General features: G+C 68.8%; 13 protein-coding genes and 1 tRNA gene. 5 read left to right on the top strand and 9 right to left on the bottom strand.

The genetic code is table 11. The features are described 5' to 3' along the window. Positions 1-2 precede the first annotated feature (2 nt). A complete protein-coding gene (locus AC3WLB_RS04475; RefSeq protein ID WP_492503657.1) occupies positions 3-950 on the top strand; it encodes a DUF8686 domain-containing protein in 948 nt (315 codons plus the stop codon). 255 nt (positions 951-1,205) lie between these two features. Further along, entirely contained in the window at positions 1,206-1,442 is a 237-nt protein-coding gene (locus tag AC3WLB_RS04470) for a hypothetical protein (RefSeq protein WP_492503655.1), read from the top strand. A 188-nt stretch (positions 1,443-1,630) separates the two neighbouring features. Here the strand turns inward: AC3WLB_RS04470 and AC3WLB_RS04465 are convergent, their stop codons facing one another. Continuing rightward, positions 1,631-2,161: a hypothetical protein gene (locus AC3WLB_RS04465; RefSeq protein ID WP_492503653.1), complete on the bottom strand. Its 531-nt coding sequence runs from the start codon at positions 2,159-2,161 to the stop codon at positions 1,631-1,633. Positions 2,162-2,272: 111 nt separating this feature from the next. Beyond that, a tRNA-Lys gene (locus tag AC3WLB_RS04460) sits at positions 2,273-2,348 on the bottom strand. 124 nt (positions 2,349-2,472) lie between these two features. Here AC3WLB_RS04460 and AC3WLB_RS04455 point away from each other — a divergent pair. The 3 genes from AC3WLB_RS04455 to AC3WLB_RS04445 all read left to right on the top strand — a co-directional run bounded on the left by AC3WLB_RS04455 (position 2,473) and on the right by AC3WLB_RS04445 (position 4,796). Then, positions 2,473-3,102, top strand: coding sequence for a hypothetical protein (locus AC3WLB_RS04455; protein ID WP_022897013.1), 630 nt, complete (start codon positions 2,473-2,475; stop codon positions 3,100-3,102). A 225-nt stretch (positions 3,103-3,327) separates the two neighbouring features. Then, entirely contained in the window at positions 3,328-3,927 is a 600-nt protein-coding gene (locus AC3WLB_RS04450; RefSeq protein ID WP_492503651.1) for a sigma-70 family RNA polymerase sigma factor, read from the top strand. Further along, positions 3,924-4,796, top strand: a complete 873-nt coding sequence (locus AC3WLB_RS04445; protein WP_492503649.1) for an anti-sigma factor — start codon at positions 3,924-3,926, stop codon at positions 4,794-4,796. The genes AC3WLB_RS04450 and AC3WLB_RS04445 overlap by 4 nt, the downstream gene beginning before the upstream one ends. Before the next feature lie 73 nt (positions 4,797-4,869). On the opposite strand, the gene pstB is transcribed toward AC3WLB_RS04445, so the two are convergent. The 7 genes from pstB to AC3WLB_RS04410 form a co-directional block, all read right to left on the bottom strand. Next, positions 4,870-5,649, bottom strand: coding sequence for a phosphate ABC transporter ATP-binding protein PstB (gene pstB / locus AC3WLB_RS04440; RefSeq protein WP_022896253.1), 780 nt, complete (start codon positions 5,647-5,649; stop codon positions 4,870-4,872). Positions 5,650-5,683: 34 nt separating this feature from the next. Next, positions 5,684-6,787 (bottom strand): phosphate ABC transporter permease PstA, encoded by a 1,104-nt coding sequence (gene pstA / locus AC3WLB_RS04435; protein ID WP_492503646.1) that lies wholly within the window; start codon positions 6,785-6,787, stop codon positions 5,684-5,686. Continuing rightward, the gene (pstC, locus tag AC3WLB_RS04430) at positions 6,784-7,941 is read right to left on the bottom strand and encodes a phosphate ABC transporter permease subunit PstC (protein WP_492503644.1); all 1,158 of its coding nucleotides are present in this window, start codon (positions 7,939-7,941) and stop codon (positions 6,784-6,786) included. The genes pstA and pstC overlap by 4 nt, the downstream gene beginning before the upstream one ends. A gap of 141 nt (positions 7,942-8,082) precedes the next feature. Continuing rightward, a complete protein-coding gene (gene pstS, locus AC3WLB_RS04425) occupies positions 8,083-9,213 on the bottom strand; it encodes a phosphate ABC transporter substrate-binding protein PstS (RefSeq protein WP_492503642.1) in 1,131 nt (376 codons plus the stop codon). 196 nt (positions 9,214-9,409) lie between these two features. Beyond that, positions 9,410-10,339: an NUDIX hydrolase gene (locus tag AC3WLB_RS04420; RefSeq protein WP_022896257.1), complete on the bottom strand. Its 930-nt coding sequence runs from the start codon at positions 10,337-10,339 to the stop codon at positions 9,410-9,412. Next, positions 10,336-12,516 (bottom strand): RNA degradosome polyphosphate kinase, encoded by a 2,181-nt coding sequence (locus tag AC3WLB_RS04415; RefSeq protein WP_492503640.1) that lies wholly within the window; start codon positions 12,514-12,516, stop codon positions 10,336-10,338. Before AC3WLB_RS04415 ends, AC3WLB_RS04420 begins: the two co-directional genes overlap by 4 nt. A gap of 47 nt (positions 12,517-12,563) precedes the next feature. Beyond that, the gene (locus AC3WLB_RS04410) at positions 12,564-14,768 is read right to left on the bottom strand and encodes a glycosyl hydrolase family 8 (RefSeq protein WP_492503638.1); all 2,205 of its coding nucleotides are present in this window, start codon (positions 14,766-14,768) and stop codon (positions 12,564-12,566) included. Positions 14,769-14,775: the final 7 nt, after the last annotated feature.

The raw sequence follows: 14,775 nt of genomic DNA, 5'->3' as shown, positions 1-14,775 counted from the left end.
CCGTGAGCGCAGAACAGCGGATGCCCGACGCGAAGCCGCGGCGCCGTCGTCGCTGGGCGGTGTCGGCGTTCGTCGCCGCCGCGGTGCTGGTGTACCTGCTGGTGGTGCTGCTCTATGCGAACAGCGGGCGGTTCACGTCGATCGGGCCGCCCGATGTCGACCCGAGCGTCGTAACCGTGGTGCTGACGCCGGACGCGGTGAATGCCGCAGGCGATCGCCTCGTGATGCAGGCCGAGATCGATCCGCCGGCTGACATGCTCGAGCCCGACAGTCCGATTCTCAAGCAGAATCTCAGCGTCATCATCGGGCCGGTCGAGGGCCAGCGCACTATCGACATCGAGGCTGGGACGATCCCGCCCGCCCGCTCGGTGTCGATCCTCGCCGACGGCGAGATCGAGAAGTGGCCGTTCGACAGCTACCACACGCAGCTGGTGGTGCTGGCCTACACGACCGTCAACGGGGTGAAGAAGGAGCTGCTGACCGACGTCTTCGTCGTCGGTGGGGTGCCCGGGTGGAACCTCAGCGGCTTCATCAACACGAAGACCGGCGCCGGCGTCGTCACGGACGAGGCGCGGGGCGTGACCGAACCCATCCCGGTCGTCGACATGACGGCGTCGCGCTCCGGCAGCACACTCGCGTTCGGGGTGCTGCTGCTCGGGCTCATGATCGTGATGCCGGTGCTCGTGCTGTTCGTGGCGATCACGGCGTTCCGGGGCATCCGCAAGGTCGAGGCGACCCTGATGAGCTGGATGGGTGCGATGCTGTTCGCCACCATCCCGCTGCGCACCTTCCTCCCCGGTTCGCCGCCGATCGGCTCGTGGATCGACTTCCTCATCGTGCTCTGGGTGATCGTCGGCCTCGTCACGGGCCTCACCATCTACGTGGCCGCCTGGATGCGCTGGGGCACCCCCGCCACCCCGCGAACCGGCGGTGTCGACGCGAACCCGTAGACGTCGAATCGTCGGCTCCTCGATGCAATAGCCTGTGCACATGGGGAGATGGAGGCGGCGGGGCAAGCGTGTGCCACGCGATTACACGGGTGCGTGGGCCGCATGACTGCTCCTGGGCCCAGCCGGCGCGCCGTTCTGGCGAGTGCTTGGGCCGCACCGGTCATCGTTGCGGCAGTGGCGGCTCCGTCAGCGGTCGCGTCGGGAGCCAGCCCGGCCATCACTCTCGAACTCCAGCAGGCTCTGAACCTGGTATTCGTGACGGTCACGACGAAGAACGCCGATGGGGTGGGGGTTTCGACGCGTTTCGACTTGAGTTATTCGTCGGACGGGAACGAGTGGACGTTCTACGCCAGTGCGGTCACCGACGCTCAGGGGAGGCTTCAGTTCCAGGCCGGGAATCGCGGAGCCTCTTACTTCCGGGTGACGGCTGTGATCGACGACGTCGCCGTCGTCGCAATCGCTCCGGTCCAGCCGGCCGTGGGCCCCGGCTGAAAAAACTCGCGGCACCGGCCTTCGTGAGGGGATTCCTGGGCGCCGTATGACACCATTCCTCCGTGAGGTCGTGGCTCCTGCCGTAAGAAGATCGCCCCGCGTCACGTCGACCATGGTCACTGTCTCCGCATCCGCACCCTATGGCGCTGTAGCAGGTCACGGGCGATCGATCCACGCCGCTGCCGCAGTCAGAGGGACAGAGCGCAATCGCTGCCTACTCGAGCGGAAACGTCGACCGTCTGCCAGTAGATCGGCTCTCCTCCGCCCCAGAAGACGCGCAGCGAATCGAAACTGCCCGTATCGTCCTTCTGCTCCGTCTCCAAGAGCAGCACAAGTGTCGCGCTACCGACCCGCGGCACCGGTAGGAACAACATCGCGTTGTCACGCGCCGCCTTCATCCTGTCGATCTCCTCCGTCGGTACCGGCTCGGACGGCCCGTAGGGACTCGCCTCAAAGACCAGGTCGATGCCGGCGACGGCGACGTTCTGTGGCTCGTCGAGCTCGACGCGGAGAATATCCGGCGTGAACTCCAGCCTGGGCTCGGCCACGATCGGAATTTGCAGAACCGAGTCGCGCTGTTCAGCGTCGACATGACACGTCAGGGCTTGCGGATCGATCAGGAGGCCAGCGTGCTCCGTGGGCGCGCAACCGGTCACCCCGAAGAGGATGGTTGCCAAGAGTGTGACGCCGATTGCGCTGCGGAATGTCGCGGCCTTCATGACCACAGAATGTCATCCGACGATCGACTCGGCCGCGACGTCCTGACTTTCGATACCAAGTCGTTGCGGCACCCGCTGACCACGAGGCAGCAACACCAACCTAAGGATCACTGGTGGGCCCGGAGGGGCTCGAACCCTCGACCCGCGGATTAAAAGTCCGATGCTCTGCCAACTGAGCTACAGGCCCTCGCCCTCCAATCTACCGTGAAACCACCACCCTCGTTCGCTCAGCGCGTGACCGGCAGCGGTAACGGATGCGCGCGCGTAGCGTTGAGGAGTCACGAGCCCCGACGGGGGCAGGATGGGATGGCATGAGCAACGATTTCCACAAGCCGGCACTCTTCGCAGGGGCCGCCTTCGAGGCGTTCCAGGGCGGCGACGACCCGGCGACCATCAACCGGGTGGCGCACGAGACCGCGGGCGCGCTGCTCAGCCGGGTGCGCGACGACCCGCAGCCCGAGGTGATCGACCGACTCCTGAGCTTCACCGACGACCACGGCATCGACGCCATCGCCGAGCTCTGGGCTCGTGCGAGCGCCCACAGCCTGCCCGGGAGCCTCTGGCGCATCTACCTGCTGCGCGCGCTCATCCGGCAGAACCCCGAGCAGACCAGCTACTTCTTCGAACGAGGCAGCAGCGAGATCCCGGGCATCGACCCGGTGCTCGCGGGCGCCGAGGCGCCGACCGGCCCCAAGGAGATCACCGAACTCGCCGACCAGATCCTGCGGGGGCTGTTCACCGGCGACTTCGCCATCGCGCTGGAGCGAGCGGCGGCGTTCTGCCGCATCATGGCGCACGGCTGCACCGGCATCGCCGACGAGGCCGAGATCGGCGCGCCCGATACGGCCAGCACACTCACCACCCGAGCCCTCCGCTTCGAGACCATCGGCGACGACCTCGCGCAGTCCGCCGCCCTCTGGCGGCACGACAGCCTCGACTGAGTGCGTAGACTGGATGCCGTCGGGTCGCGGTAACCCCGGGCTCCAATATTCGCCGCTACGAGCGGCCTTTCGCCGAGAGGCGTTTCCGCGGCCCGGCACCTCTACCGCGCAGGGGTGTGAAGAGCACACCGGCACCCCAATCCACTCGGCGCACGGCTTCGAATACCGGGTGTGAACCCGATCCGAGGTTCCGCCCGTCGAATCCGATTGCGAGTGTGACCTGCCATGCTTGAACTCGTGACCAGCGATCGAGGGCCGGACACAGGGAGCTCCGACGCCGCTGTGACATTCGAACGACTCCTCCACCAGATCGCCGCCGGCGACCAGGACGCCTTCTCCGAGCTGTACGACCGCACCGCCCCGCGCGTTCTCGGCCTCGTGCGGCGCGTGCTCGTCGATCACGCGCAGTCCGAAGAGGTGACCCAGGAGGTCTTCCTCGAGGTCTGGCGAACGGCTTCCCGATTCCAGTCGCAGCGCGGCAGCGCCCTGTCGTGGATCCTCACGATGTCCCACCGCCGCGCCGTCGACCGCGTACGCTCATCGCAGTCCGGACACGACCGCGACGAACGGATCGGCCTCCGCGACATCGAACCGGAATACGACGAGGTGAGCGAGACGGTCGAGATCCGCATCGAGCACGAACGCGTCAAACGCGCCATGGCCCAGCTCACGGCGTTGCAACGCGAGGCCATCTCGCTCGCCTACTACGGCGGCTACAGCCACTCCGAGATCGCGGGCATCCTCTCGATCCCCATCGGGACCGTGAAGACCCGACTCCGCGACGGAATGATCAGACTCCGAGACGAATTGGGGGTGACCGCGTGACTACGACACCTGACGACGACGACCCGCGCCTGTCCTCCGGCGCTTACTCCCTTGACGCGGTTTCGCGTGAGGAGGCCGAGGCCTTCGAGAAAGCAGCGGATGCGTCACCGAGCCTCCGCGACGAGGCCGACGGCCTGGTCGAGACGGCCGGCCTCCTCGGTCTCGCTGCGACGCCGGTGGCTCCGTCGGCGCGCCTCAAGGCCGACCTGATGGCGAAGCTCGCCGGCACACCGCAGCTTCCCGCGCTCCCGGATGCGGGCGCTCCGGATGCGTCGGCTCCGGATGCGCAGAACACACCGGTCCCGGACGCGGCAGCCCCTCTCGTCCCGGCTCCCGCTGCGGCCGAGGCGGCCTCCGCACCGGACGGCCCCGCTGCCGCTCGCGCCCGCACCCGCTGGTTCGCCCGCCCCATCGGCGTCGTGGCCGCGGTCGCGGCTGCCGCCGCCCTGTTCGTGGGCGGGGGAGTGGTGGGCACCGCTCTCTCCGGCGGTCTCGGCTCGACGGCTGTGGTCGACGCCGCCAGCAGCGATCTCGCCCGCATCACCGCGGCTGCCGACTCGCAGCGCGCATCCGTTCCCGTCGAAGGCGGTGGCACGGCCACCGTGGTCTGGTCGAACAGCCTCGGCCGGTCGGCCGTGCTGGCCGACGGGCTGCCGCCGCTGCCCGACGGCAAGGTCTACGAGGCCTGGTACATCCGCAGCCAGGGCGCGATTCCCGCGGGCACCTTCGCGGCGGCCGACAACAGCACCTCCTGGCACGTGCTCGCCGGTGCCATGAGCGCCGGCGACACGGTGGGCGTGACGGTCGAGCCCGCAGGCGGCTCGAAGACCCCCACCACCACCCCCATCATCGTGGCCCCCACCGCCTAGAACTCATCGCGACCCGTCGAAAATGGCCCTAAAACCGAAGTCTTAGGGCCAAAATCGACGGCTCGCGAGGAGGTTATCCGAAGCGGCCGGAGACGTAGTCCTCGGTGGCCTGCACGGACGGGTTCGAGAAGATCGTGGGCGTCGCGTCGTACTCGATGAGCTTGCCGGGCTTGCCGGTGCCGGCGATGTTGAAGAACGCGGTCTTGTCCGACACCCGCGAGGCCTGCTGCATGTTGTGGGTCACGATCACGATCGTGTACTCCTGCTTCAGCTCCTCGATGAGGTCCTCGATGGCGAGCGTCGAGATGGGGTCGAGCGCCGAGCACGGCTCGTCCATCAGCAGCACGTCGGGCGACACCGCGATGGCGCGCGCGATGCAGAGGCGCTGCTGCTGGCCGCCCGAGAGGCCGGAGCCGGGGAGGTTCAGGCGGTCCTTGACCTCGTTCCAGAGGTTCGCGCCCTTCAGCGACTTCTCGACGAGGTCGTCGCCGTCGCTCTTCGAGATGCGCTTGTTGTTCAGGCGCACCCCGGCGAGCACGTTGTCGCGGATCGACATGGTGGGGAACGGGTTGGCGCGCTGGAACACCATGCCCACCTGCCGGCGCACGAGCACCGGGTCGACGCCGGGGGCGTAGAGGTCGTTGCCGTCGATCAGCACCTCGCCCTTCACGTGGGCGCCGGGGATGACCTCGTGCATGCGGTTGAGGGTGCGGAGGAAGGTCGACTTGCCGCAGCCCGACGGCCCGATGAACGCCGTCACGGTGCGGGGTTCGATGTTGATGCTCACGCCTTCGACGGCGAGGAAGTCGCCGTAGAACACGTTCAGGTCGTTGACTTCGATGCGCTTGGACACGTCAGTTCCTTTTCGGTGGTGGTTCGGGTTCGGGTTACCGCGAGCCCTTGGGTGCGAACACCTTGGCGACGATGCGGGCGATGAGGTTGAGGATGATGACGAGGAACACCAGCAGCAGCGCCGCCCCCCAGGCGGAGGCGTTCGACGCCGCGATGTCCTGGCCGGGGAACTTGTAGCCGGTGTACGCCATGACGGGCAGCGTCTGCATCGGGCCGTCGAACGGGTTGGCGTTGAAGTTGTCGGTGAAGCTCGCCGCCATGAAGATGGGCGCGGTCTCGCCGATCACGCGGGCGATGGCGAGCATCACGCCCGTCACGATGCCGGCGATGGCCGTGGGCAGCACGATCTTCGTGATGGTGGAGAACTTCGAGACACCGAGGGCGTACGACGCCTCGCGGAGGTCCATCGGCACGAGCCGCAGCATCTCCTCGCAGGAGCGCACCACGATCGGGATCATGAGCACCGACAGGGCGACGGATGCGGAGAAACCGCTGAACGCCTTCGGCCCCACGATGAGCGTGAACAGCGAGAAGGCGAACAGACCGGCGACGATGGAGGGGATGCCCGTCATCACGTCGACGAGGAAGGTGACCGTGCGGGCCATCCAGTTCTGCTTCGTGGCGTACTCGACGAGGTAGATCGCGGTGAGGATGCCGATCGGGATCGAGATGAGCGCGGCGATGCCCGTGATGATGAGCGTGCCGACGATGGCCTGCCAGGCGCCCACCTGCGTGGTCACCTCGAGGGTGTCGGTGTTGAACACCGAGGCCGAGGTCTGGGTGACGAAGTCCCAGTTGATCACCCCGATGCCGTTTGCGAACACCGTGATGAGCGTCGAGACCAGCGGCGCCAGCGCGAGCAGGAAGGCGACCGTGACGAGGCCTCGGATCACCCGGTCGGTGGCCTTGCGCCGGTTCTCGACGGCGGAGGAGAGGATGCCGAGGGCGAGCAGGTAGATCACCGCGGTGAGCACGAGCCAGCCGGCGATGTTGAAGCCCATGAGGGCGAGGATGATCGCGCTGAGCGCGAGCGACCCGGCGAGCACGTACCACTCGATCAGGCGCGGGAGCTGACCCGAGGTCAGCGAGTTGGTGATGCGCCCGGTGGGCTGCCGGCTGGGGCTGATGGTGGCGCTCACGCGTCCTTACCCTTTCGCTCTTCCTCGTCGATCTCGGACGGGCTGCCGTCGACGGCAGCCGCTTCGGCCTGCTCGACCGCGCCCTCGTTGCGCTTCTTGGCCAGAACGTCGTCGACCGCGAGCACCGTGCTCGGGTCGGACGGCGGCAGCTGGGCCAGCATGGCTTTCTTCTTCTTCTGCGAACCCTTGCCCGCCCGGCCGGCGATGACGCGGGCGAGCATGTTCACGGCCAGGGAGATGACGAACAGCAGCAGACCGGTTCCGATCAGCGCCTCGCGCTGGAGCGTGGTGGCGATCGGGAAGTTGAGGGCGATGTTCGCGGCGATGGTCTGGGAGTTCTCACCTTCGGTGATCATCCGCACCGACACCAGGATGGCGGGGGAGATGATGAGCGCGATGGCCATCGTCTCGCCGAGCGCGCGGCCGAGGCCGAGGAGTGTGGCGCTGATGACGCCGGAGCGGCCGTAGGGGAAGACGGCCAGCTTGATCATCTCCCACTTGGTGGCGCCGAGAGCCAGCGCGGCCTCCTCGTGCAGGCGCGGCGTCTGCAGGAAGATCTCGCGGGAGATGGAGGTGATGATCGGGAGGATCATGACGGCGAGCACGACGGCGCCGGCGAGGATGGTCGATCCGGTGGTGGAGACCTGGCCGCCGAACAGCGGGATCCAGCCGAGGTAGGTGTTCAGCCAGTCCGAGAGCGGCAGCAGGAAGGGGCGGATGACGATGATGCCCCAGAGGCCGAAGACGATGGAGGGCACGGCGGCCAGCAGGTCGACCAGGTAGCCGAGGATGCCGGCCAGGCGACGGGGCGCGTAGTGCGAGATGAACAGGGCGATGCCGATGGCGACCGGGGCGCCGATGACGAGCGCGATCGCGGAGGCGAAGAGCGTTCCCCAGATCAGCGGGCCGACATAGGCCCAGAAGTTCGGGTACCCACCCGTGGGTCCGCTGTTCAGATCGGAGTTGTTCGGCCAGTCGGCCACGATGGCCGGGACGGCCTGGATGATGAGGAACAGGGCGACGCCGGCCAGGATCACCATGATCGAGGCGGCGGAGCCGGTGCTGAGGCCGAGGAAGATGCGGTCGGCGGGGCGGGCCTTCGCCCGAACCTTCTTCGCGGGGCCGCTCGGCTGCGGGGAGCCGGGTGTGCTCATGGGGTCCTTACCGGTTGCCGTCTGGTCGTCTCCACCCGCACTCCTCGGGATGGATCGGACTGCTGTGTTTTCGCTCACTGCACTCTTTCTCAAGGGTATTGGCGTAGACGAGCCAGACGGCAACGGGTTCTTGTCAGGGTGTTACTTGACGAGCTCGAGGCTCGTGGCGATCTGCGACAGCATGTCGGCCGGGATGGGCGCCGAGCCGGCGTTCTTCGCGGCGACCTGCTGGCCGACCTCGCTCGCGACGAAGCCGATGTAGCTCTTCGTCAGCTCCGCCTGCGCCTCGTCGGCGAAGGTGGTGCAGAGGATGGCGTAGGAGATCAGCGGGATCGGGTAGGCGTCGGCGTCGGTGATCTTCGTGTAGTCGATCTTCTGGGCGAGGTCACCCTCGACACCGGTGTCCTGCGTCACAGCGGCCTCGGTGAAGGCGTTGGAGGCGCCGTCGGCCGAGAACGGAACGAAGTCGGTGCTGTCGCCGACCTGGATGTTCGCTGCGGTCAGGTCGCCGATGGCGCTGTGGTCGGCGTAGCCGATCGTGCCCTCACCGGCCTTGACGGTGTTCACCACACCGGAGCCACCCTGCTGTGCGCTGGAGCCGGCGATCGGCCACGCGTTCGACGGCGGGTTGGTCCAGATGCTCGGCTGGGTCTGGCTGAGGTAGTTGGTGAAGTTGGTGGTGGTGCCCGAGCCGTCGGAGCGGGTGACCGTGGTGATCGGCGTCGCCGGGAGGGTGGCCTTCGGGTTCTCGGCGGCGATGGCCGGGTCGTTCCAGGTGGTGATCTGGAGCGAGAAGATCTTCGCGATGGTGGCCGAGGAGAGGTTGAGGTCCTTCACGCCCGGGAGGTTGTAGATGACCGCGACGCCGTCGAGGTAGATCGGCAGGTTGAGCGCGCCGCCGGGGCCGCAGATGGTCTGCGAGGAGGCCTGCTGGTCCTCCTTCAGGGGCGAGTCGGAGCCCGCGAAGTCGTAGCTGCCGGCGAGCCAGTTGGTGACGCCACCGCCCGAGCCCTGCGACTTGTCGTAGTTGATGGTGACGCCCTTGGCCTGAGCCGTGAACGCGGTGATCCACGCCGCCTGGGCGTTGGCCTGGGCGCTGGAGCCACCGGCGGTGATGGTGCCGGAGAGCGAGCTGTAGTCGACTGCCGCAGTGGTCGGAGTCGTCGAGGCGGCCGGGGTGCCGTCGCTTCCGCTGCCGCTGGCGCAGGCCGACAGTGCCAGGGCGGTCACGAGGGCGAGACTGCCCACCGCTGCCACGTTCTTGAGCTTCACTGTGTTCCCTTCGAATCGGGTGTTCCCGTCACGGCCCAAGTGAAATGGATCGAACTCGATCGGAGCACGCGCGGGTCGGGTCGGTGCTGACCCGCCTGCGACACTAAGCGCGACGCTTAACGAGTGACCCGCACGAAGATGAACGCGAGGTTAACGAACCCCGTCGATCGGCGAACTCCCGAGGGTCACGGACTCGTCACGGACTCGGGACGTGGGACTCGATGGCGATGATGCCCGAGCCCGGCCGGTCGACCGAGAGGTGAAGAACCGAGAAACCGGCGACGGGCAGGTCGCCGGCGCGGGAGACGGTGGCCACGGGAGCGGTGCCGGTCGCCAGCGCCACCTCGCGCACGATGTCGGGCAGCACCGGTCCGTGGCTGCAGACCACGACGTTCACCCGTTTGCGCACGCGCTTGCCGATCATCTCCCGCACGGCGCTCTCGCCGGATTCGTACGCGTCCTGACTGATCGCATCCGTCGTCTTGACCGGCAGCTTCAGCGCCTTCGACAGCGGATCGACGGTCTGCCGGCAGCGGCGGGCGGTGCTGGAGTACAGCTTCTCCGGGCCGAAGGCGGCGATGCTCGGCACGATCGAGCGCGCCTCGCCCCGCCCCCGCTCGGTGAGCGGCCGGTCGGCGTCCGGCCCGTCGAACTGGTACGGCGGAATCGCTTTGGCGTGCCGGAGGGCGATGATGGCGAAGGTGCGGGTGACCCCCTGCTCGACCAGCATGCGGAAGCGTTCCACGATCTCGGCGTCGCGCTCGTACGTCAGCGCGCCCATGGCCCGCTTGAGGGGCAGCCACTCGAGGGCCGCGACCTCCCCGTTCGGCAGGAAGGTGGAGGCCAGGATGGCGCCCTCGGTCGCCTCGGCCGCCCAGTAGTGCACCACCTTCTCACGCCCGTTCGGCATGGTGTAGTTCGTGACGCCGAGCGGAACGCCGAGCGTGACGGCGAGGCCCGTCTCCTCCGCGATCTCCCGCACCGCGGTCTGGGGGAGGGTCTCGCCCGGGTCGACCTTGCCCTTCGGCAACGACACGTCCCGGTGCGCGGTGCGGTGGATGACCAGCACGTTGACCTTGCCGTCGACCACCCGCCAGCAGACGGCCCCGGCCGCGAAGACCGTCACCGCGTGGTGCCCGGTCGCTTGCGGCGGCTGATCTGCTGCATCAGCTCGTCCTGCAGGTCGATCAGGTGCTCGCCTTCGGCGTCGACGACGCTGCGGTGCCAGTCGCCCTCGGCGTCGAGCGCCCAGGAAGTGACCTCGTCGGACATCGCCAGCTCGAACAGTCCGTCGATCTCGCGCAGGTGATCGGGGTCGACGAGCCGCACGAGCGCCTCGACCCGGCGGTCGAGGTTGCGGTGCATCATGTCGGCCGAGCCGATGTACACCTGCGGGTCGCCGTCGTTGTGGAACGAGAAGATGCGCGAGTGCTCGAGGTAGCGGCCGAGGATCGAACGCACCCGGATGGTCTCGCTGAGCCCTTCCTGCCCTGGCTTCAGCGCGCAGATGCCGCGCACCCAGATGTCGATCGGCACCCCGGCCTGGCTGGCGCGGTAGAGCCCGTCGATGATGGCCTCGTCGACGATGGAGTTCAGCTTGATCCGGATGCCCGAGGGCAGCCCCTTCTTCGCGTTCTCGGCCTCCACCGCGATGCGCTTCAGCAGCCCCTTGCGCAGGTGCAACGGTGCGACGAGCAGGCGCTTGAACTTCTTCTCGATGGCGTAGCCCGAGAGTTCGTTGAACAGCCGGGTGAGGTCTTTGCCCACCTGGTCGTCGGCGGTGAGGAGCCCGAGGTCTTCGTAGATGCGCGAGGTCTTGGGGTTGTAGTTGCCGGTGCCGATGTGGCTGTAGCTCTTCAGCCGGCCCTTCTCCTGGCGGATGACGAGTGCGAGCTTGCAGTGCGTCTTCAGCCCCACGAGGCCGTAGACCACGTGCACGCCCGCCTTCTCGAGCTTGCGCGCCCAGGTGATGTTCGCCTGCTCGTCGAACCGCGCCTTGATCTCCACCAGCGCGAGCACCTGTTTGCCGGCCTCGGCGGCGTCGATGAGCGCTTCCACGATCGGGCTGTCGCCCGAGGTGCGGTAGAGCGTCTGCTTGATGGCGAGCACGTGCGGGTCGGCGGCGGCCTGCTCGAGGAAGGCCTGCACGCTCGTCGCGAACGACTCGTACGGGTGGTGCAGCAGGATGTCGCCGCGCGAGATGGCCTTGAAGATGTCGGGCTTCGCGTTGGGCTCGGGCGGCAGCAGCGCCACCGCCGTGGTGGGCACGTGCTTGGGGTACTTCAGGTCGGGCCGCGCGATGCGGGTGAGGTCGAACAGGCCGCCGAGGTCGAGCGGCGACGGCAGGCGGTAGACCTCCTGTTCGGTGATGTCGAGCTCGCGCACGATCAGCTCGAGCGTCACCGGGTCCATGTCGTCGGTGATCTCGAGGCGGATGGGCGGACCGAACCGGCGGCGCAGCAGCTCCTTCTCGAGCGCCTGCAGCAGGTTCTCGGTCTCGTCCTCCTCCACCTCCACGTCTTCGTTGCGGGTGACCCGGAAGACGTGGTGCTCCACGATCTCCATGCCCGGGAAGAGGTCGCCGAGGTGGTTCGCGATGAGGTCTTCGAGCGCGATGAAACGCAGCTCGTTCACCGCCTCGCGCTGATCGACCCGGATGAAGCGGTTGAGCACCTGCGGCACCTTCAGGCGCGCGAACTCCTCCTTGCCGGTCTTCGAGTTGCGCACCCGCACCGAGAGGTTGAGCGAGAGCCCCGAGATGTAGGGGAACGGATGCGCGGGGTCGACCGCGAGCGGCATCAGCACCGGGAAGATCTGCGACGAGAAGATCTCGTGCAGGTTCTCGCGGTCGGCGTCGTCGAGCTCGTTCCAGGTGACGATGCGGATGCCCGCCTCCGCCAGTGCCGGGCTCACGAGGTCTTGCCAGGCGGCGGCGTGCCGGGCCTGCAGCTCGTGGGCCTTGACCGAGATGTCCTCCAGCACATCCGTGGGCCGGCGGCCGACGTTCGTGGGCACGGCGAGGTCGGTGAGGATGCGGCGCTTGAGTCCGGCCACCCGCACCATGAAGAACTCGTCGAGGTTGGAGGCGAAGATGGCCAGGAAGTTGGCGCGTTCGAGCACCGGCAGCGACGGGTCTTCGGCGAGTTCGAGCACGCGGGTGTTGAAGGCGAGCCAGCTGAGCTCGCGGTCGAGGTAGCGGCCCTCGGGCAACGGCGGGCCGTCGGAGGTCACGGCCAACTCGTCGTAGTCGTCGTCGAAGTCCGTGACGACACCGGCGTCGAGCGAGATCATGTCGTCGTCCATCTGAACATCATGGCACTCGGGCGTGACCGTCGGGACGCGGGAGCGGGTCAGGGCACGATGTGGGTGGCCAGGGCGGCGGCGACGGTGTCGGAGACCGAGGCGGTGCCGCCGAGCAGCACGATGCGGCGGGGCGCGAGCCGGTCGAGCTCGGCGGAGACGGGCGCCGGCACGCTGTCGCGGGTGACGAGGAGCACGGGCGCTCCGCGCGCGATGGCCGCCGCTCCGCCGGAGAGGGCGTCGGGGAAGGTGAGACCGGATGCGACGAACACCGTGCCGCGGCTGCTGTCACCGAAGGCGCCCGCCGACACCGCCGCCGACACGGCGAACCGGTCGGCGCCCGCGACGCGCGTCGCCGCGACGCCGGCGGCCTTCGCCACGGCCGACCGGGTGGCTTCGGAGACCGTGTTCACCCCGCCGAGGAGCACCACCGAGCGGGGCTGCAGGCGGTGCAGCTCGGCCGCGATGTCCGTCGGCACCGCGTCTTTGCGCACCAGCAGCACCGGGCCGCCGAGGTGGCCGGCGGCGGCCGACCCCGCCAGGGCGTCGGGGAACACCTCGCCCGAGGCGACATAGGCGACCGGTGGCCGAGCCGCGAAGGCGTGCGCCGAGACGGCGGCGGAGACGGCGAACCGGTCGGCACCCGCGATCCGCTCGACCGTGGGAGCGTACTGCTCGAGCGTGCCGGAGACCGCGGCGCCCACGGAGCTCTCGCCGCCGAGCACGACGATGCGTTGCGGCTGCAGCCGCCCGAACTCGGCCGCCACCGGCGCTGGAATGCCGTCCCGGCGCACCAGCAGCACTGGTCCACCCGCGGCGCCTGCCGCCGCCGACGCCGAGAGGGCATCCGGGAACACCTCGCCCGACGCGACGTAGACGGTGGCGGCGCCGGGCGCGAACGACTCCGCCGACACCGCCGCCGACACCGCGAACCGGTCGGCGCCGCCGATGCGGGTGAGCCCGGTGTCGGCGGGCCCGGCGGGCAGCCAGGAGTTGCCCGAGAGGAGGAGCATGACCTGCAGACGGATCGAGTCGGAGTAGTACCCGCCGCTCGGAGCCGCGACGAGGGCGGCCCACCCCGCATCCACCCACGCCTGCCCGTCGCGGTGCGGTGCCGCCACGGCCACCATCGGGGCGAGGAACGCCAGGGCACCGTAGTTCTCGAGGGCGGTGCCGCCGAGGCTGTAGCCGGCGCGGATGCGCGTGGGATCGCCCCCGGTCGCGGTCTCGGCCCAGCTGCGGATGCGGTCGGCGGCGGCCAGCGCGACCGCATCCCCGCCCTCCGTCCCCGTCGTGAGCAGCGCGCCCGCCGCGAGCCGCCACGGCGTGCGGCACGCGTTCCAGGAGAAATCACCGTCACGGGCCGCCTCGAGGTAGTTCTGGCCGGCCGGCTCCGGCGTCGTGTCGGTGTTGATCACGAAGTCGGGCAACAGCCCCGTCTCGGGCGCCCAGTTCGCCTGCATCGTGCTGACGAGGTCGCCCGAGGCCGTGGTCACCGCGCCCCAGAACGGGTCGCCCGTCGCCACCTCGAAGGCTCGGAAGTGGTCGATCATGAGGTCGGAGGTGCGCACACCGAAGTGGTAGCCGCTCGTCGGCCCCGCCCAGTCGCCGAGCAGCGGCAGCTTCGTCTGATGATTGATCTCGCTGTCTTTGATGGCCGCGATCACGCGCGCGGCCTCGTTCGCGTAGTCGATGGCCCCGGTCGAGCCCCACTGGGTGTCGGCGAGCAGGAGGGCGAACGCGATGTCGAGGTCGCCGTCGGTGGCGCTGCTGGAGTCGGGGAAGCTCGAGCAGTCGGGCTGCTGGTGCCAGGCCATCAGGTCGGGATCGGTCGTGCTCGGGTGGTCGTCGACGAACCGGAACAGGCCGTCGAACACCGTGCGCGCTGCCGGGTCGTGGCCGGCCATCAGCGCGGTGATCACCATGCCGTAGCCCTGCCCCTCCGACACCACCATCGACGCCGTGGCCGAGGAGGCGTCGACGTAGTACCGGTCGGCGCCGCAGCCGGCCTTCACGTAGTCGGCCTTCCACCGTGCGTAGGCGGCCGCGGTGTCGGCATCGGCGGCGGCCGCACCACCGGGCGGCAGCGCAGCGCCGGGCGCCGGGTCGACGAGGTGGGAGCCGAAGGGCCGGCTCGGCGCATCGCCCCCGGCCGCCAGCGCGGGGGAGGGCGGCGCGACGGCCACCCCGAGGAGGGCCGCGACGACGGCGGCCAGCCCGAGCGTGGTAATGCCACGCCTGCCTCGACCGCGCATCCGTTCC

This window comes from Herbiconiux sp. FW305-C-125, from assembly GCF_058783455.1.
The sequence above is the reverse complement of the archived record's forward strand: the minus strand, read 5'-3'. Positions and strand labels throughout refer to the sequence as shown.

What these genes read in the sequence shown, in the direction of transcription:
- AC3WLB_RS04410 (WP_492503638.1), bottom strand. Translation starts at nt 14,768, where the DNA reads ATGCGCGGTCGAGGCAGGCGTGGCATTACCACGCTCGGGCTGGCCGCC.
- AC3WLB_RS04415 (WP_492503640.1), bottom strand. Translation starts at nt 12,516, where the DNA reads ATGGACGACGACATGATCTCGCTCGACGCCGGTGTCGTCACGGACTTC.
- AC3WLB_RS04450 (WP_492503651.1), top strand. Translation starts at nt 3,328, where the DNA reads ATGCTTGAACTCGTGACCAGCGATCGAGGGCCGGACACAGGGAGCTCC.
- pstC (WP_492503644.1), bottom strand. Translation starts at nt 7,941, where the DNA reads ATGAGCACACCCGGCTCCCCGCAGCCGAGCGGCCCCGCGAAGAAGGTT.
- AC3WLB_RS04455 (WP_022897013.1), top strand. Translation starts at nt 2,473, where the DNA reads ATGAGCAACGATTTCCACAAGCCGGCACTCTTCGCAGGGGCCGCCTTC.
- AC3WLB_RS04465 (WP_492503653.1), bottom strand. Translation starts at nt 2,161, where the DNA reads ATGAAGGCCGCGACATTCCGCAGCGCAATCGGCGTCACACTCTTGGCA.